This is a genomic window from Saccharopolyspora oryzae (assembly GCF_027853915.1).
GTDB lineage: Bacteria > Actinomycetota > Actinomycetes > Mycobacteriales > Pseudonocardiaceae > Saccharopolyspora > Saccharopolyspora oryzae.
The window spans coordinates 1-17,819 of sequence record NZ_JAQGLA010000017.1 but is presented as its reverse complement, the minus strand read 5'-3'; the positions used below and the strand labels follow the sequence as shown (position 1 = coordinate 17,819).

Genomic DNA, 17,819 nt, shown 5'->3' with positions numbered 1-17,819 from the left:
TGTTTTCTGGAGCGAATCAAGAGTAACCCGCGATCGGGGACAATTTCGATTGACACTGAACTCATCGATCGCCTTGAACTTTCTTTCGGGATCGCCCCGCCGCTTGCAATCTATACCCCCTGGGGGTATAAATCGAACTCGTCAGCAACACATACCCCCCAGGGGTAACAACCCAGAGGAGCTCCCGATGGCCGAGTCCACCTTCACCGTCGTCGGCATGACCTGCGGGCACTGCGCGCAGTCGGTGACCGAGGAAGTCAGCAAGATCGGCGGCGTTTCCGAGGTGGCCGTCGACCTCCCCACCGGGGCGGTCACCGTCTCCAGCGCCGAGGCGATCAACTCCGCCGACGTGCGCACCGCCGTGGAAGAAGCCGGTTACCAGCTGGCCGACAGCTGACCTGATCCCCGGGGCGGGCCGCTCCCCCGGCCCGCCCCGCTCCCAGTGAGGATTCGCCATGAACGCAGCAGGCAAGCTCTCCGCCTACGGTGCAGTGCTCGCCCTGGTCGCCGGCGGCGGCTGGGCGGTCGGCACCGCCGTCGGCCCCCTCTCCGCCGCCCCCGCCTCGAGCAGCCACGACGGCATGCCCGGCGGTGAGCCCACCGGACACGGGGACGCCCACAGCGGCACCGTCGCGGAGACCGACCTGCCCGGCGGACTCGCGTCGTCCAGGGGCGGCTACACCCTCGCGCCCACCGGCACGACCCGACAGGCCGGCACCACCGAGCCCTTCTCCTTCCGCGTCCTCGGCCCGGACGGGCGCGCGGTCACGAACTTCGACGTCGAGCACGACAAGCAGATGCACCTCGTCCTGGTGCGCCGCGACACCGCGGGATTCCAGCACCTGCACCCGCAGATGGCCGCCGACGGCACCTGGACCACCCCGCTGGACCTGCCCGAGGCGGGCAGCTACCGGGTCTTCGCCGACTTCACCCCGACCGGCGGTGCGGCGACCACCCTCGGCACCGACATCTCCGCGGCCGGCGACTTCGAACCGCGCAGCTTCGCCCCGTCGCGGGTGTCCGAAGTGGACGGTTACCAGGTCCGCCTCGACGGCGAGCTCGTGGCCGGGCAGTCGTCCCCGCTGCAGCTGACGGTCAGCAAGGACGGCCGACCCGTCACCGACCTGCAGCCGTACCTGTCCGCCTACGGCCACCTGGTGGCCCTGCGCGGCGGCGACCTCGCCTACCTGCACGTGCACCCCGACGGGGCGCCCGGTGACGGTCGCACCGCGCCCGGCCCGCGGATCGACTTCGTCGCAGAGGTACCCACCGCGGGTACCTACCGGCTGTTCCTGGACTTCCAGCACGACGGCGTCGTGCGCACCGCGGAGTTCGCAGTGGACACCAGCAGCACCGCCCCCGCAGCCGACCAGCACGGTCACACCGGGCACTGAGGCAGAGGAACGAGGAGGAACCGGTATGACCACCGAGGAGCGGACCCCGCAGAGCACCGGCGAGGTCGAACTCGCCATCACCGGCATGACGTGCGCTTCTTGCGCGGCGCGGATCGAGCGCAAGCTGAACAAGCTCGACGGTGTCGCGGCGACCGTCAACTACGCGACGGAGAAGGCAAAGGTCAGCGTCCCGGAGGGACTGGACCCGCAGCAGCTCGTCGAAGCCGTCGAAGCCGCCGGCTACGGCGCAACGCTGCCCAAGGCGGCACGGGAAGCCGAGCCTGCGCAAGCCGAGGAGGAGGACGATCCGACGCGGTTGTTGCGGCAGCGGTTGATCGTGTCGGCGGTGCTGTCGGTGCCGGTGATCGTGTTGGCGATGGTGCCGGCCTTGCAGTTCACCTACTGGCAGTGGATCTCGCTCGCCTTGGCCGCACCCGTGCTGGTGTGGGGCGCTCTGCCGTTCCACAAGGCCGCTTGGACGAACCTCCGCCACGCAACGGCCACAATGGACACCCTCGTGTCGATGGGCACCATCGCGGCCTTCCTGTGGTCGCTGTACGCGCTGCTGTTCGGCACCGCCGGAGTCCCCGGCATGACGCACCCGTTCGAGTTGACGATCGAGCGGATGAGCGGTGATGGGTCGATCTATCTCGAGGTTGCTGCTGGGGTGACGACGTTCATCTTGGCCGGGCGGTATTTCGAGGCTCGGTCGAAGCGTCGTGCTGGTGCGGCGTTGCGGGCGTTGCTGGAGTTGGGTGCCAAGGACGTCGCGGTTCTGCGCGACGGCCGTGAAGAACGGATCCCCACCTCGGAACTCACCGTGGGCGACCGGTTCGTGGTCCGGCCCGGGGAGAAGATCGCTACTGACGGTGTGGTCGAGGAGGGCAGTTCGGCCGTCGATGCGAGCATGTTGACCGGTGAGTCGGTGCCGGTCGAGGTCGGTCCCGGCGACAACGTCGTGGGTGCGACGGTCAACGCTGGTGGCCGGTTGGTCGTGCGAGCGACTCGGGTGGGTGCGGACACGCAGTTGGCGCAGATGGCCAAGCTCGTGGAGGACGCGCAGACCGGTAAGGCGGCGGTGCAGCGGTTGGCCGACCGGATTTCGGCGGTGTTCGTACCGATCGTGATCGCGCTGGCCGTCGGAACCCTGGCCTTCTGGCTCGGCACCGGCGGCGGAATCGCCGCCGCCTTCACCGCCGCCGTGGCCGTGCTGATCATCGCGTGCCCGTGCGCACTCGGCCTGGCCACCCCGACCGCGCTGCTGGTGGGAACCGGTCGCGGTGCCCAGCTGGGCATCCTGATCAAGGGACCGGAAGTGCTGGAGTCCACCCGCCGCATCGACACCGTGGTGCTGGACAAGACCGGCACCGTCACCACCGGGCAGATGTCGCTGGTCGACGTCCACACCACCGCTGACACCGACCGCGACGAGGTCCTGCGGATCGCTGGTGCGCTGGAGAACGCCTCCGAGCACCCGATCGCCCAGGCCATCGCCCGCGGCGCGCAGCAACGAGTGGGCGAGCTGCCATCGGTCGAGGGCTTCACCAACGTCGAAGGTCTCGGCGTGCAGGGCATCGTCGACGGACACGCCGTGCTCGCCGGCCGGACCGCACTGCTCGAGCAGTGGAGCCAGCACCTGACCCCGGAGCTGGCCGAAGCCAAAACCGCTGCTGAGCAGCAGGGCAAGACCGCGGTCGTGGTCGCCTGGGACGGACAAGCCAGGGCCGTGCTGGTGGTGGCCGACACCATCAAACCCACCTCGACGGAAGCCATTTCGCAGCTGCGGGGGCTTGGTTTGACTCCGGTGTTGTTGACCGGGGACAACGAGGCCGTGGCCCGCTCGGTGGCCGCCGAGGTCGGCATCGACGAGGTCATCGCCGAAGTCCTGCCCAAGGACAAGGTCGAGGTCGTCACGCGGTTGCAGGCCGAGGGCAAGGTGGTGGCGATGGTCGGTGACGGTGTCAACGACGCCGCCGCTCTGGCCCAGGCCGACCTCGGGTTGGCGATGGGCACCGGCACCGATGTGGCGATCGAGGCCAGCGATCTGACCCTGGTCCGCGGGGATCTGCGGGCCGCGGCGGATGCGATCCGGTTGTCCCGCCGGACCCTGCGCACGATCAAGGGCAACCTGTTCTGGGCCTTCGCCTACAACATCGCCGCCCTGCCGCTGGCCGCGGCCGGACTGCTCAACCCGATGATCGCCGGAGCCGCCATGGCCTTCAGCTCGGTGTTCGTGGTCTCCAACAGCCTCCGCCTGCGCACCTTCCGCAGCACAGCAGGCACCGCGGGCACCTCGGTCGAACCGGCCGCCGAGCACCGCGAGCCGGTGGCCGCATAACGCAGCAACCGAACCGGAACGGGCTATCGCGCACTGCGGTAGCCCGTTCCGCGTTCTCCCGGTCGGCTCCGGCGCGCTATTCCATCCCGCGCACCTCCTCCGGTGTGGTCCCGCGCAGCTCCCCGTCCAGCAGGAGCCACCTCGTGACACCGATCGACTCGAGGAACGGCACATCGTGACTGGCCACGATCAACGCCCCTCCGTAGGACTCCAAAGCCGTGACCAGCTGCCGCGCGCTCGCCATGTCCAGGTTGTTCGTCGGCTCGTCCAGCATGAGCAGCTGCGGCGCGGGCTCGGCGAGCACGAGAGCGGCGAGGGTCGCGCGGAACCGCTCGCCACCGGAGAGCGTCGACACCTGCTTGTCGGCCCGATCCCCGGTGAACAGGAACCGGGCCAACCGCGCCCGGATCTGGTTGTTGGTCGAACCGGGCGCGAACCGCGCCACGTTCTCCGCGACGGTCAACCCCTCGTCCAGCACATCGAGCCGTTGCGGCAAGAACCGCAGCGGGACGTGGACGACCGCATCCCCTTCCAGCGGTTCCAGCTCCCCGGCGATCGTGCGCAGCAACGTCGTCTTGCCGGCACCGTTGCGACCGACGAGCGCGATCCGTTCCGCCCCGTGCAGGTCCAGCCCTCCCGGCACCCGTGCCCCGTAGCGCAAGCGCAGGTCGCGCAGGGCCAGAACAGCTCGTCCCGGCGGCACCGCGGTTCGCGGGAGGTCGACCCGGATCTCGTCGTCATCGCGCACCGCCTCCGCCGCCTCGACCAGCCGTTCCCGGGCCTCGGCGAGCTTCGTCTCGTGCATGATGCGGTGCTTGCCCGCCGACACCTGGGCATCGCGCTTGCGCTGGCCCATCACCACCTTCGGTTCGCGCTTGGTGTCCCACATCTTCTGGCCGTACCGCTTGCGGCGGGCCAGCTTGACGTGGGCGTCGGCGAGCTCGCGCTTCTGCTTGCGCAGATCGGTTTCGGCGACCCGCACCATCCGCTGCGCCGCCTCCTGCTCGACCGCGACCGCTTCCTCGTAAGCGGCCAGATCACCTCCGTACCAGTGGATCTCGCCGTCCCGGAGGTCGGCGATCTGGTCCACCTCGGCCAGCAGTTCGCGGTCGTGGCTGACCACGACCAGCACCCCGGTCCACCCGGCGACCGCTGCGCACAGCCGCCGCCGGGCGGGCAGGTCGAGGTTGTTGGTCGGCTCGTCGAGCAGCAGGACGTCCGGCCGGTCCAGCAGCAGCGCTGCCAGCCGCAACAGCACCGACTCGCCCCCGGAGACCTCACCGATCGTCCGGTCGAGACCGATGTGCCCCAGCCCGAGACCGGCGAGCACCGCCGACGCGCGCTCTTCGACGTCCCAGTTCTCGCCGATCGCGGTGAAGTGCTCCTCGCCGACCTCACCTGCACCGATCGCGCGCAGCGCGGCGCGGATCCCGGCGATGCCCAGGACCTCGTCGACGCGCAACGCGGTGTCGAGCGCGACGTTCTGCGGCAGGTAACCGACTTCGCCGGCCACCCGGAGCACGCCGCCGGTAGCGGTCAGCTCACCGGCGAGCAGCTTGAGCAGCGTGGACTTGCCCGAGCCGTTGAGCCCGATGAGCCCGGTGCGGCCGGGGCCGAACGCCGCTTGGAGACCGCTGAAGACGCGGCCGCCGTCCGGCCACTCGAATTCGAGCCCGACGCAGCTGATGCCTGCGACGACGGGCGCATGCGGGGATGGTGACATGAGGACCTCCCGGAGTCCGGATCGAACGGTGCGGGGCACGTTCGAGACGCCGCGAGCGACAGCGGTGCAGCGGAGAGGTCGATACCCGAAGACGAGTGGGGAAGACGGCTCACAGCGCAGAGGTCGCTACCGCATCGGGCTCGGCACGAGCCACGACACACGGCATCTCAGGACCTCAGATGAACAACGTCCTTCTCCAACACGACGGCAACAGAAGCCCGGCCAAGTTACCGCCGCCCTGGAAGGGGCGTCAAACGATTAAAACCGCGAGCGGTCACCAGTAATCGTGCCGCTGCCCGTCGGTGTCGGCGACGAAGATGACCGCATCGGCACCGTCCAAGTCAGCCGGGGTGAGCGGGATGTGGCCTTGCACGATCGGTTCGCCCGCGCCGATCGACGAGGCGAGCGCGGCGCGGAGAGCCGGTGCCGGGAACAGCGCACGCCGCGTGGTCGCCTCGGCCAGCACGCCCTGGAGGGTGTCCGGATCGCTGTTGGGGTTGGCATCGGTCGCCACGAACACGTACCGCTCGCCCAGCGCGATTCCCACGAGCGCCCCGGCGCTCCCCCAACTCGCGATGTCCCCTCCGACCGGCATTCGGGATTGCGCGGGCTGGAGGTGCACGTTGTGCGCGAACACCAGGGTCGGTCCGCGTTGCTGCTCCTCAGCCGCGATCGCGAGCAGGTTCTCGGCCATCATCTCGGCGCGCAAGGCGAGCAATGCCCCGATGCGATCAGGACCGGAACTGGCCATCGCCGCGTGATACCGCAGCAGGCCGAGTGCAGTGCGCGCGTGCGCCAGGGCGTGGTCGTAGCCGGCCGGATCGGCGGGGCGCAGCGCTGGTGCCGCTCGGCGCAGCGCGCTGGCGAGGTCGTCGGCGACGACGCGCAGGGCACGGGCGCGATCCGAGCCGCCGACGGACGCTGCCGGGTCGTACATGGCCGCCTCGTTCGTCCAGTCCGCCTCCTCGCCGAGCAGCGCGTCCAAGTCGCCGACCGATTCGGGCCGCAGCGCCGCGGGCAGGTACTCGCTGACCGAGGTCAGCGCACGTCGCGGGCTCGGCGCAGCGGCGAACTCCACCGGCGCGTCGAAGCCGTGGAAGCGGACCCGGTCCTGCGGTGCGCGGTCGGCGTTGTGCGCGCGGAGCCATTCGACGAGCTCGCGGTTGCCCGGCACGGCACCGAAGCGGTGGCTGAACCCGGTCGCCAGCACGTCGTCGATGTCCGCCGCAGCCCCGTTCACGTAGTCGTCGACGGCGGACGCGGCGAAGATGTCGGTCTCGAGCGCGATCGATCGGTATCCGCGTTCGACCAGGAGGCCCAGGATCTCGTTGCGCAGCAACGGGAACGCCTCGATCCCGTGAGTCGGCTCGCCGAGGCCGAGCAGGACCGGCGGCTCCGCCCTCGCGGCGAGCAGCTCGTCGAGGACCCGTCCCAGGTCCGCCGGGTCGTCGAGTTGGCGGGCAATGGCGCGCGCAGATGCGACAGCAGGCATGAACAACCCCTTCTCGAAGGAACTGCTCTTCAACGTATCGTTGAACACTCGGGTGAAACTTGGTCAACACCTACCTGGAAGTTCCGAGCTCAACCCTCAATCGGAGGTGCAAGCTGCGACCCATCGACCTGGCTCGGGAGCACGGGTTGTCCGCGCAGGCGATCCGCAACTACGAGGACGCCGGGGTCTTCCCACCGACCGAACGCAGCGAGACCGGGTACCGGCGCTACACGGCCCTGCACGCCCAGGCCCTCCGCGCCTTCCTCGCCTTGCGCGCCGGGCACGGGCACCAGCAGGCGGTGGAGATCATGCGCGCGACCAACCGCGGCGACACCGAATCCGCCTACCGGCTCATCGACTCCGCCCACGTCGCGCTGCTCACCGAACGCGACACCCGCGCCGAAGTCGCGACGGCCCTGGATGTTCTGTCCACCACGACACCGACGCCGCTCACCGGACAACCGCTGACCGTCGGCGAACTCGCGCGTCGGCTCGACCTGCACCCGGCGACGCTGCGCACCTGGGAGACCGGGGGAATCCTGCGCCCCGAACGCAATCGCGCCACCGGCTACCGCGAATACGGACCGGACTGCGTGCGCGACGCCGAGATCGCGCGGCAGCTGCGCCGAGGCGGCTACCTGCTGCACCAGATCGCGCAGTTCATCGATTCGCTGCGCGAGGCCGGGGGGACGGAAGCGCTGAGCACCTTCCTCGACTCCTGGCAGGACCGGCTGACCACGCGCAGCCGCAACCTCCTGGCCGGCGCAGCCCAGCTCGACGCCTACCTCACCGCGCTCGACAGGCAGCAGTCGCGGTGACCGGCCGCCGCCATTCGGGGCATCCTCGTGCCGCCCGTTCGGTCGCCCCTCCTCGAAGGGGATTCGAGCGGTTACCGTGTGCGACATGCATCAGAACTCCCGGGATGCGGAGCTGGCGGCCAAGGTCTCGCACGCGGACCTCGACAACCCCAACATCGCCCGCATGTACGACTACCTGCTCGGCGGTTCGGCGAACTTCGCCATCGACCGCGAAACGGCGGAGAAGGCGCTGGAGTTCGCCCCGACGGAGCGCGACTACTGCTACATCAACCGCGGGTTCCTCGGCCGCGCGGTGCGCTTCCTGACCGTCGAGGCGGGGATCGACCAGTTCATCGACCTGGGATCCGGCGTGCCGACGGTCGGCAACGTCCACGAGATCGCCCAAGCGCACAACCCGGAAGCGCGCGTGGCGTACGTGGACTGGGAGGCCGTCGCCTGCCACCACGCCCGGCACCTGCTCGGCCACGACGAGCGGGTCACGGTCACCGAAGCGGACGTCTGCGACGTCGACGCGGTGCTCAACTCCCCCACCGTCACCGGACTGCTGGACTTCTCCCGACCGGTCGCGGTGCTGGCCTTCGGCATCCTCGACATCATCCCGAGCCCCGACGGCGCGTCGCTGGTCGCCCGCTACCGGGACGCCTGCGTGCCGGGCAGCGCGCTGGCGGTCTCCAACAACGCCCAGCTGAGCCGCACCGACCAGGAGATCGCCGAGCTCCGCGAACTGCTCGCCTCGACTTCGACGCCGCAGATGCACATCCGCAACGCCGATGAGGTCGCCGCGCTCTTCCCCGGCTACACGCTGGTCGAACCGGGTGTGGTGCCCGCGGCGTACTGGCGCCCGGACCAGCCCGTCGACGACGCGGCAGCGCGCCGCGGGAACGTCCTGGGCGCGGTCGGCTTCCTCGACGGGAAGCCCACCGGCTGAGCGAGTGCACAGTGGACTGAACGACGAGAGCGGCGAGGGAGGTTCAATCCCTCGCCGCTCTCGCGTTGCCAGTCCTACTTCGCCAGGCCGCGCTCGATGGCGGCGATGATGTCCGGCCGCAGCCGCTCCGGCTGGACGATCGCGTCCACCGATCCGACCTCGACCGCGCGCTGGATGCTGTGCACGGAGTCGAACTCCGCGGCCACCTCGCCGAGCTTCTCGGCCCGCACCGACGACCGCAGCTCCGCCAGCTCGTCGGCCAGCGTGACGCGCTCGACGTCGGTGGCCTCCGAGACCCGGGCCTCCAGCTCCTGCACCCGCGGGTCCTTCGCGGTGCGCGCGTTCACCTCACCGGCGAAGACCACGGCCGCCGCCGGGGCACCACCGATGACCGAGGCGAACGAGCCGTCCACCGCCAGCACCGTCATGTTCGGGTTCAGCGCCTTGGAGAACACCACGAACGCACCGCCGTGGTAGCGCGAGATCACGCAGAACACGATCGGGCCCTCGAAGTTGACCACCGCGCGGCCGATCTCGGCGCCGTACTCCAGCTGCAGCTTGCGCATCGACTCCGGCGAGCCGTCGAAGCCGGACAGGTTCGCCAGCACCACCAGCGGGCGGTTGCCGCTGGCCGCGTTGATCGCGCGCGCCACCTTCTTCGACGACCGCGGGAACAGCGTGCCGGAGGTGTAGGTGTCCGGGCCGTCGGTGGGCGGGAAGCCCCGGCGCGGCACCGAACGCGACTCGATCCCGACCAGGCAGACCGGCAGGCCACCGAGGTGCACGTCCTGCACGACGGCGGTCTCCGCGTCGGCCATGCCCGCCCAGCGCTCCAGCACCGCGTGGTCCTGGTCGGCGATGGCGCGCATCACCGTCCGGATGTCGAACGGCTTCTTGCGGTCCGGGTTGGTCGCCGCCGAGAAGATCTCGCCGACCGTGGTGAAGTCGCTGCCGACCACGGCGTGCGGGAAGTCCGAGATGTCGCGGTCGACCGGGTCGGACGTGCGGGCCCGGCGCGGCGCGGACTCGCCCGGCACGACGTAGGTGTGGTCGTAGTGCCCCATCAGCACCCGCCGGGCACCGGCGAGGTCGGCCGCCCAGTACTGGGCCTGCCCGTTCGGTCCCATCACCCGGTCGTAGCCGCCGATGCCGAAGTTGTCCTCCGCCGACACGCCACCGGAGAAGTCCAGCGACTGCTTGCCGGTGAGCACCATCGCCGAATCCGGCGTCATCACCAGGATTCCCTTGGTGTGCATCAGCATCGTGGCCTCGGCGTTCCAGTAGGGCTGGGCGCCCACGTTGATACCGGCCACCACGACGTTGATCTCACCGCCGTCCTGGGTGAAGTGCACGATCCGCTTCAGCGCCGCGGCCACCCAGTCCATGTTCTCGGTGCCGGAGTCCATCGAGATCCGGGCACCCGCCGACAGCGCGTACCACTCCACCGGGACGTTTTCGCGCTCAGCGAGGTCCAGGGCGGCGATCACCCGCGAGCACTCCGGTTCGGACAGCGCGCCGAGCGCCTTGGTCGGGTCGCCGAGCAGCACGACCCGCTTGACGCCCTCCGGGTAGCGCTCGGTCGGGGTGCTGGCCACGCCGAGCACGATGCCGGACTTGTTCAGGCCCTTCGGGCGGTCGACCGGGGCCAGAGCGCCGGTGTCGTCCAGGTCGTACTCGACGAACGTGCCGCTGGAACCGGCCACCACGTCGATCAGCTCGTACGGGTAGACGTTCCCGCGCCGCCGGGCGCGCAGCACCTTCTGGCCGTAGTCGTCCAGCGGCTGGATCGGCTCGGTCGGCGGTTCGGCCATCTCGACCTGCAGACCGGCGCCGCCGTAGGACAGCCGCAGCGCGACTTCGCTGAGCTCGCCGGTCTCCTGGTCCCGCCGTCGACCGAGGTAGAGGACCTCCTCCAGCCCGGCGCCCGCGGTCCGCGGCGCCACGCGCGCCACCACCGCGTCGAGGGCTTCCCGGGAGATGTCGATCGACGGCCACACGTAGAGCACGATCCGGTTGGCGTCGAGCCGCTTCTTGGCCGGGCGCTGAGCCTGGACCCGGCGGATCGCGTCCAGGCAGGCGTCCAGCACCGCTTCGGCAGCCGGCAGGGCCGCGACCCGGCCGTCGGAATCGCGCAGCGGCGTCAGGTCGCGGATCTGCGCCATCGCGACGAGGCGCTCGTCGGCCGGGTTCTCCGGCGCGACGCAGCGGAACAGGTGCACGTCCTCGTCCGCCGACGGGAGCCGGGTGATGTCGAAGTTCTCCAGCCGGTGCAGCTGCAGCCGCAGGCCGACCAGCGGGTGCAGGCCGCGGATGATGCGCTCCTCGACCAGCCCGTCCTCGCTCGGGCGGAAGGTGAAGTGGTGGTGCATCGCCGAACCGCGGCGCCCCGCCACCGAGGTCGTGACGCGCCGCAGGCTGCTCGGCAGCGGAAGTTCGGCCAGGGCACCGCGCAGCGCCTCGGCGGCCGCGTCGGCGTCCGCGGGCTGGTCGTCCCAGGTCAGGTAGATGTCCGCGACCAGCTCGGCAGCACCGTTGGCCGCCTCTGCGACGGCGCGGACCGCTTCACCGAGGTCGGCGAACTCGGCGGCCGTGGCGACCAGCTGCAGGCGCTGACCGTCCAGGTCGTACTCGGCGGTCACCAGCGAGCGGTCCCCGATCCGCCGGCACTGGACGTCCTCCAACGCCCGGTCCCGGTAGTAGCGCCGGCTGAGCACCTCCAGCAGCGGCCCGTGGTCCGAGCCGTTGCGACCGATCCGCTGGCCGAGCAGGCGCACCAGCGGTTCCGGGCTGGCGACCATGGCGGCGATCCGCTCCGCGCGGTCGGCGGCGTCCGGGTGCTCGTCGAGGTAGCGCAGGTGTCCGCGCACGTCGGCGTAGACCTCGGCGCGGGTGCGGCGCAGCATCGGCTGGGCGAACCAGCGGAACACCACGTTGCGGGCGAGGTCGCCGACGACCGGGAAGCGCACCTGGGTCGCCACGATCAGGTGTTCCAGGGCGTGGCCCACGGTCTCGCGCACCGATGCCGGCGGCACCGGCTCGGACAGCCACTGCTTCAGCAGCTTGGTCACCACGACCACGTCGGAGGCGGCCCGCTGCTGGGCCAGGAAGATCCGGAAGACCGCGTCCTCCAGCGCCGGGGTCCGGTCCAGTTCCTTGACCCCGTAGTGCCCGACGACGCGGGTGAGGCGGTTCTGGAAGGTCTCCGGCAGCCCGGCCCGTTCGACGTCGAGGCTCTGCAGGTAGGTGTGGAAGAACTCGCGCGGGCTGTGCACCTGCACGTCAGCGGTGGAGTCCTGCGCGGCGGGCTTGTTCCGGCTCAGCTCCGAGAGGTCGGCGAAGACCCACAGCAGGTCGACCTCGCCGGCCAGCGGCCGGTCCCCGTCCTCGGTCACCTCGGCGCGGGCGGCGAGGTAGTCGGCGAGCACGCGCTGCTGGTCGTGCGGGTCGACGTCGAACCCGAGCAGGCGGCTGCGCAGATCCTGCAGCCCGCGCTGCACGCGGTCGCGCGCCGAGACACCGGTTGGCTCGGCGGGCAGCTCGACCTCCGCGGCGGCGCTGTCCGAGCTGGCGGACTCGTCGCCGTCCTCGCTGATCGGCTCGAGGCGCAGCAGCGGAGCGCCGGTCTCCACCTGGCTGCCGATCGAGACCAGGCATTCGCGCAGCTTGGCGCGGAACGGTGCGCGGAGCACCGTCTCCATCTTCATGGCCTCCAGGACGAGCACCGGTGCCCCGGCCTCGACCTCGTCGCCGACCTCCAGCGGGGTGGCGACCACGAGCGCGGGCGACTGCGAGCGCAGCACGCCGCCCTCGTCGCGGCTGATCCGGTGCGTCACGCCGTCCACCTCGACCAGGTGGATGGGCCCGTGCGTGCTGGTGACCAGCCGGAACCGCTGGCCGTTGACGACCAGCTGGCCGGTGGCGGCGTCGAACCGCTCGAGCTCGGCGTCGACCATGCGCACGTCGTCGCCGTTGGCGAAGCCGACGCGGTAGCGCTGCGGGCCGACCTGGGCGACCAGCACCCGGTAGCCGACGCCGCGCAGCTTGAGGTCGATCGCGCGGCCGCCCTCGTGCTGGACCTGCGGTCGCCCGCCGTGCGCGGTGGACAGCAGCCGCTGGCGCTCCACCTGCGCCTCGTCCTCGTAGGCCTCGATGGCCGCCGCGGCCAGCGCGATCCCGGAGCCGCTGTCGCAGACCAGGCGGCCCTCGTCGCGGACCCGGTCGATCCAGCCGGTGTCGGCGCTGCCGTCGACGACCTCGGGTTCGTCGAGCAGGTCGAGCAGGAAGCTCTTGTTGGTGGTGCCGCCCTCGATGATCACGGTGGTCTGGGCGAGCGCGCGCCGCAGGCGGCCGAGCGCCTCGTCGCGGTTGCGGCCGTAGGCGATGATCTTGGCGATCATCGAGTCGAAGTCGGCGGGGATGGTGTCGCCCTCGCTGACGCCGGTGTCGACCCGGATGCCGGGACCGGCGGGCAGGTCGAGCAGGGAGATCCGGCCGGGCGCGGGCGCGAAGTCGCGGTCCGGGTCCTCGGCGTTGAGCCGCGCCTCGACCGCGTGCCCGATCTCGGCCGGGGCCGCGCCCTCGAGCTTGCCGCCCGACGCCACGTGCAGCTGGGCCTTGACCAGGTCCATGCCGGTGGTGGCCTCGGTGATCGGGTGCTCCACCTGCAGCCGGGTGTTGACCTCGAGGAACGCGAACAGCTCCTCGGCGGGCTGGTACAGGAACTCGACGGTCCCGGCGCCGCGGTAGTCGGCGGCCAGCGCCAGCCGCTCGGCGGCAGCCTTGAGCTCGCGCACCTGCTCGGCGCCGAGAACCGGCGAAGCCGACTCCTCGATGATCTTCTGGTTGCGGCGCTGCACCGAGCAGTCCCGCACGCCCAGCGCCCAGGCCGTGCCCTGTCCGTCAGCGATCACCTGGACCTCGACGTGCCGGGCGCCGGTGACCAACCGCTCGAGGAACAGCACACCGCTGCCGAAGGCGCGCTCGGCTTCGAGGCTGGTGCGTTCGTAGGCCTCCTCCAACTCCGCTGCGGAGTGGATGACCCGGATACCGCGCCCGCCACCACCGGCGGTCGCCTTGAGCATCAGCGGGAAGCCGATCTCCTCGGCCGCCTTCAGCGCACCGTCGAGGCTCTCGACGGCCCCGCGGCTCCAAGGCGCCACCGGAACCCCGGCCTCCTCGGCGAGCAGCTTCGCCCCGATCTTGTCACCGAGCCGGCGCATCGCCTCCGGGCTCGGGCCGATGAAGGTCACGCCCAGCTTCTCGCAGAGCTCGGCGAACGCGGGGTCCTCGGCCACGAAGCCCCAGCCGACCCACACCGCGTCGACGCCGGTCTCGCGCAGGGCGCGTTCCAGCACGTCGAGGTCCAGGTAGGGGCGCGCGGACGCCGGGCCGAGCAGGTAGCTGACATCCGCCTCTCGCACGAAGGTGGAGGTGGCGTCCACGTCGGTGTGGAGCGCGACCGTCTCGATCCGCGCCGAGCCCTCGGCGTTGACCTCCCGGACGGCGTGGATCAGCCGCACAGCGGCCTCTCCCCTGTTCACGATGGCGATACGACTGAACACCGAGCCTCACATCTTCTGCGCACGAGAAAGGCGACGGCCCCCGGGTGCGGAAACGTCGCCGAACGTGACCCCAACATTGCCTCATAGCGCCCGGCAGCGTGAGGAGCGGCGCGCCAGCATTCAAGACCAAGATTTGTAGGGTCCCACCAAAAGCCCCCGCCCCGGGCCCGCTCCGGCCCGCCCGACGCCCCAGCGCACCACCCGAGCCGCACCGCCTGCAACCACCAGGCCACACAGGGAGATCAACCGCGGCTCAGCGGGTCCGCCGGCTTCGGGAGATCCTGCTGCCGGTACCACGCGCCCCACTCCTCGAGTCGGTGGATGACGTCCTCCAGGGTCTTCCCGATCGCGGTCAAGCTGTACTCCACCTTGGGCGGGACCTGCGGGTACACCGTGCGGAGCACGATCCCGTCGGCTTCGAGCTCGCGCAGCTGGCGGGTCAGCATCCGCTGGGTGACCGACGGCAGCGCCCGCCGGAGCTCGCCGAACCGGTGCGGCCCGGCGGTGAGGTGCTTGAGGATGGCCATCTTCCACTTGCCCCCGACCACCTCCATCGCCGCCTCGACGGTGCAGTACTCGGGCATCTCCGAAACGCTCTCCCGCACGAGATCATCACCTCTCGGTATACAAATCGACACTACGGCACTTCAAAGACCGTACTTGTTCCACCGCATGCGTGGAGCACATGATCGTTCCGCAGCTCGGGAACACGGCTGCTGCTCACCGAAACGAGGAACGAGATGTCGATTCACCCCGCCCTGACGCCGGTTCGAATCGGCGGCACCGAGCTGCCCAACCGCGCGGTCGTCGCCCCGATGTCCAGGGTCAGCACCGCCGGTGACGGGGTGCCCACCGCGCTGATGGCCGACTACTACCGGGAGTTCGCGCTCGGCGGATTCGGGCTGATCACCACCGAGGGCACCTACACCGACCAGCAGCACAGCCAGGCCTACCCGGACCAGCCGGGCCTGACGTCCGAGGCGCACGCCGCGGGCTGGCGCGAAGTCGTGCGCGCCGTGCACGACGCCGGGGGCCGGATCGCGCTGCAGCTCATGCACGCGGGCGCCCTGTCGCAGCTCGACCGGCCGACGATCGCTCCTTCGGCGGTCGCACCCAAGGGCGCGAAGATGCCTGCCTACGGCGGCGGGGCCGGACCGTTCCGGACTCCGGCGGAGGCCACCGAGGCGGAGATCGACCAGGCCGTCGCCGGTTTCGCCGCGACCGCCGCCCGGGCGCGCGAGGTCGGGTTCGACGCAGTGGAGGTGCACGGCGCGAACGGCTACCTCGTCGACCAGTTCCTCACCGCGTACACCAACCTCCGCGATGACCGCTTCGGCGGCTCGGTGGCGAACCGCGCGCACTTCGCCGCCGAGGTGCTCCGAGCGGTCCGCGCCGCGGTGGGACCCGACTTCCCGGTGGGCGTCCGGCTGTCGCAGACCAAGGTCAACGACTTCGACCACCGCTGGGCGGGTGGCGCCGGCGACGCCGAGGTGATCTTCCGCGCGGTGGCCGCGGCGGGCGCCGACTACCTCCACCTGGCCAGCGAGGGCCGGGACTGGGCGGAGAGCGCTCAGCTCGCCCCGGGCGTGACGATCACCCGGCTGGCCAGGGAGATCACCGGGCTGCCCGTGATCGCCAACGGCGGGATGCACGTGCCCGCGCTGGCGGAATCGCTGCTCACCGGCGGCGAAGCCGACCTGGTCGCGTTGGGGCGCGGTGCGCTGGCCAACCCCGACTGGCCCCGCGTGCTGGCCGGCGGTGGCCCGCTCCGCGAGTTCGACCGCGCGATGCTCACCCCGGACGTCACCCTCTCCGGCCAGGCCGTCCCGCGCTGATCACCGGCCAGTCCGCCTCCCGGTCGCAGGAGGCGGACTGATCTCGTCACCGGTCGCGGAGTGCGAGCCAGGACGCCACGGCCATCGCCAGCAGCAGGCCGCCACCCAATGCGACAGCGGCGGTGAAGCCGTTGCCGAAGGCGATCATCGCCGCTGATCGCAGCGCCGCCCCGGCCTGCCCGCCCAGTTCCGCCGCGATCTTCACCGCCGCGCCGAGCGAGTTCCGCGCTTCCGCGAGCTGCGCGGGTCCCACTCCCGCGACCGGCTCAAGGGCGTTCCGGTAGAGCACGCTCAACGCCGTGCCGAGGACGACGATGCCCAGCCCGGATCCCAGTTCGAACGACGTCTCCTGGATCGCACCCGCCGCACCGGCCCGCCTCGGGTCCGCCGCCGACATGATCGCGTCCGCGCCGAGCGTCATCACCACGCCGGCGCCCAGCCCGCTTGCCGACAGCAACCCGACGAAGACGCCGTACCCGCTGCCGGTACCGGCCAGCGCGAGGCCGAACATCGAACCCGCGAAGACGAGCAGCGCGAGGGTGATGGCGACGCGATCGGTCAGCGCCGCCGCCACCTTCGGCGCGAAGACCGCACCGAGGGCGTTCGCCACCGCCATCGGGAGCAGAGCCGCCCCGGCCAGCAGCGGCGAGTAGTCCGAGACGAGCTGGAAGTGCTGCGTGGCGAAGAACATCAACGCGATGTACCCGGCGAAACTGGCCAGGATCGCCCCGGTGGCGACCGAGAACTTCCGGTCGGCGAACAGCGACAGGTCCAGCAGCGGTTCCCGGATCCTGCGCTGCCGCAACACGAACGCGATAAGCAGCCCTGCCGCTGCCACGCCGACGACGAGGTGCGGTGGCGAAACCGAGCCGTGCTCGCCGATCTGCTTCAACGCGTACACCAGCCCGCCCAGTCCGAAGACCGACATCGCGGCGCTGAGCGCGTCCCACCGGCGCCGCGTCCCGTCCTGGGATTCCGGCACGACGACCGCACCCACGACCAGCGCGGCGATCACGATCGGCGCGTTGACCAGGAACACCGATCCCCACCAGAAGTGCTCCAGCAGGAAACCGGCCGCGATCGGCCCGATGGCCGCGCCCGCGCTGTGGCAGGCCGACCACACGCCGATCGCGAACACGCGCTCCCGGGCGTCGGGGAAGGTGATGCGGATGATGGCCACCGTGGCGGCGGCGATCATGGCCGCACCGAAGCCGAGCGCGGCGCGGAAGCAGATCAGCACCACCGGGCTGGTGGCGAACGCCGCACCGACCGACGCCGCCCCGAACGCGGCGAAACCGCCGAGCAGGACCTTCTTGCGACCGATGCGATCGCTCAGCGTCCCGCAGGTGATGAGGAAGGCCGCCACCGTCAGCGGGTAGCTGTCGACCATCCACAGGAGTTGCGAGGCGCTGGGCATGAAGTGCTGGGACAGCGTGGGCACCGCGACGTGCAGGATCGTGAGGTCCATGCCGACCAGCAGCAGGGTCGTGCAGAGCACCCCGAGCACCAGCCACCTGCGCCGTCCCTGGCCGAGATCTCGTCCGGCGCTCTCCTCGTCATCGGCCTTGGTCCCGCTCCGCTCGAGTTCCACAGCAGGATCGTCGTGGGGTGGTTCAGCTCGGACAAGTACGGAATTCCTTGTGCCATAGGCACATTCCGTATACCGACGAGCTCTATCGAGTCGGCTCAGCGGCGGCGATCGAGCGGTGCACGTGCGTGCAGAACTCCTC

At 70.8% G+C, this 17,819-nt stretch carries 11 protein-coding genes; 6 read left to right on the top strand and 5 right to left on the bottom strand.

Annotated elements, in window-relative coordinates:
- Window positions 1–187: 187 nt before the first annotated feature.
- From OU415_RS14030 to OU415_RS14020, 3 genes are read left to right on the top strand one after another with little or no spacing between them, the layout of a single operon-like run.
- Complete coding sequence (locus OU415_RS14030; protein WP_270949163.1) at window positions 188–397, top strand: heavy-metal-associated domain-containing protein; 210 nt, start codon at window positions 188–190, stop codon at window positions 395–397.
- 58 nt (window positions 398–455) lie between these two features.
- The gene (locus OU415_RS14025; RefSeq protein ID WP_270949162.1) at window positions 456–1,394 is read left to right on the top strand and encodes a hypothetical protein; all 939 of its coding nucleotides are present in this window, start codon (window positions 456–458) and stop codon (window positions 1,392–1,394) included.
- Window positions 1,395–1,419: 25 nt separating this feature from the next.
- Window positions 1,420–3,732 carry a heavy metal translocating P-type ATPase gene (locus tag OU415_RS14020; RefSeq protein ID WP_270949161.1) on the top strand — a complete coding sequence of 771 codons (2,313 nt, stop codon included), beginning with the start codon at window positions 1,420–1,422 and terminating at the stop codon, window positions 3,730–3,732.
- A 76-nt stretch (window positions 3,733–3,808) separates the two neighbouring features.
- Here OU415_RS14020 and OU415_RS14015 read toward each other — a convergent pair whose 3' ends face one another.
- Together OU415_RS14015 and OU415_RS14010 are read right to left on the bottom strand one after the other, a co-directional pair.
- A complete protein-coding gene (locus OU415_RS14015) occupies window positions 3,809–5,455 on the bottom strand; it encodes an ABC-F family ATP-binding cassette domain-containing protein (protein ID WP_270949160.1) in 1,647 nt (548 codons plus the stop codon).
- A gap of 274 nt (window positions 5,456–5,729) precedes the next feature.
- Complete coding sequence (locus OU415_RS14010; protein WP_270949159.1) at window positions 5,730–6,947, bottom strand: erythromycin esterase family protein; 1,218 nt, start codon at window positions 6,945–6,947, stop codon at window positions 5,730–5,732.
- Between the two features lie 113 nt (window positions 6,948–7,060).
- Here OU415_RS14010 and OU415_RS14005 point away from each other — a divergent pair, with 113 nt between their 5' ends.
- Both OU415_RS14005 and OU415_RS14000 read left to right on the top strand, forming a co-directional pair.
- The gene (locus tag OU415_RS14005) at window positions 7,061–7,765 is read left to right on the top strand and encodes a MerR family transcriptional regulator (protein ID WP_270949235.1); all 705 of its coding nucleotides are present in this window, start codon (window positions 7,061–7,063) and stop codon (window positions 7,763–7,765) included.
- A gap of 85 nt (window positions 7,766–7,850) precedes the next feature.
- A complete protein-coding gene (locus tag OU415_RS14000) occupies window positions 7,851–8,693 on the top strand; it encodes an SAM-dependent methyltransferase (protein WP_270949158.1) in 843 nt (280 codons plus the stop codon).
- Window positions 8,694–8,767: 74 nt separating this feature from the next.
- Here the strand turns inward: OU415_RS14000 and OU415_RS13995 are convergent, their stop codons facing one another.
- The gene (locus tag OU415_RS13995) at window positions 8,768–14,254 is read right to left on the bottom strand and encodes an ATP-binding protein (RefSeq protein ID WP_270949157.1); all 5,487 of its coding nucleotides are present in this window, start codon (window positions 14,252–14,254) and stop codon (window positions 8,768–8,770) included.
- Between the two features lie 242 nt (window positions 14,255–14,496).
- Window positions 14,497–14,838: a winged helix-turn-helix transcriptional regulator gene (locus tag OU415_RS13990; protein ID WP_270949234.1), complete on the bottom strand. Its 342-nt coding sequence runs from the start codon at window positions 14,836–14,838 to the stop codon at window positions 14,497–14,499.
- Window positions 14,839–14,994: 156 nt separating this feature from the next.
- Here OU415_RS13990 and OU415_RS13985 point away from each other — a divergent pair, with 156 nt between their 5' ends.
- A complete protein-coding gene (locus tag OU415_RS13985; RefSeq protein WP_270949156.1) occupies window positions 14,995–16,089 on the top strand; it encodes an NADH:flavin oxidoreductase in 1,095 nt (364 codons plus the stop codon).
- A 46-nt stretch (window positions 16,090–16,135) separates the two neighbouring features.
- On the opposite strand, the gene OU415_RS13980 is transcribed toward OU415_RS13985, so the two are convergent.
- Window positions 16,136–17,680, bottom strand: coding sequence for an MFS transporter (locus tag OU415_RS13980; RefSeq protein WP_270949155.1), 1,545 nt, complete (start codon window positions 17,678–17,680; stop codon window positions 16,136–16,138).
- Window positions 17,681–17,819 lie beyond the last annotated feature (139 nt).

Bases quoted from the DNA above. Each gene is read 5' to 3' on its own strand.
- OU415_RS14010 (WP_270949159.1), bottom strand. From the start codon at position 6,947: ATGCCTGCTGTCGCATCTGCGCGCGCCATTGCCCGCCAACTCGACGAC.
- OU415_RS14015 (WP_270949160.1), bottom strand. From the start codon at position 5,455: ATGTCACCATCCCCGCATGCGCCCGTCGTCGCAGGCATCAGCTGCGTC.
- OU415_RS14025 (WP_270949162.1), top strand. From the start codon at position 456: ATGAACGCAGCAGGCAAGCTCTCCGCCTACGGTGCAGTGCTCGCCCTG.
- OU415_RS14030 (WP_270949163.1), top strand. From the start codon at position 188: ATGGCCGAGTCCACCTTCACCGTCGTCGGCATGACCTGCGGGCACTGC.
- OU415_RS13990 (WP_270949234.1), bottom strand. From the start codon at position 14,838: ATGCCCGAGTACTGCACCGTCGAGGCGGCGATGGAGGTGGTCGGGGGC.
- OU415_RS14020 (WP_270949161.1), top strand. From the start codon at position 1,420: ATGACCACCGAGGAGCGGACCCCGCAGAGCACCGGCGAGGTCGAACTC.
- OU415_RS14000 (WP_270949158.1), top strand. From the start codon at position 7,851: ATGCATCAGAACTCCCGGGATGCGGAGCTGGCGGCCAAGGTCTCGCAC.
- OU415_RS13985 (WP_270949156.1), top strand. From the start codon at position 14,995: ATGTCGATTCACCCCGCCCTGACGCCGGTTCGAATCGGCGGCACCGAG.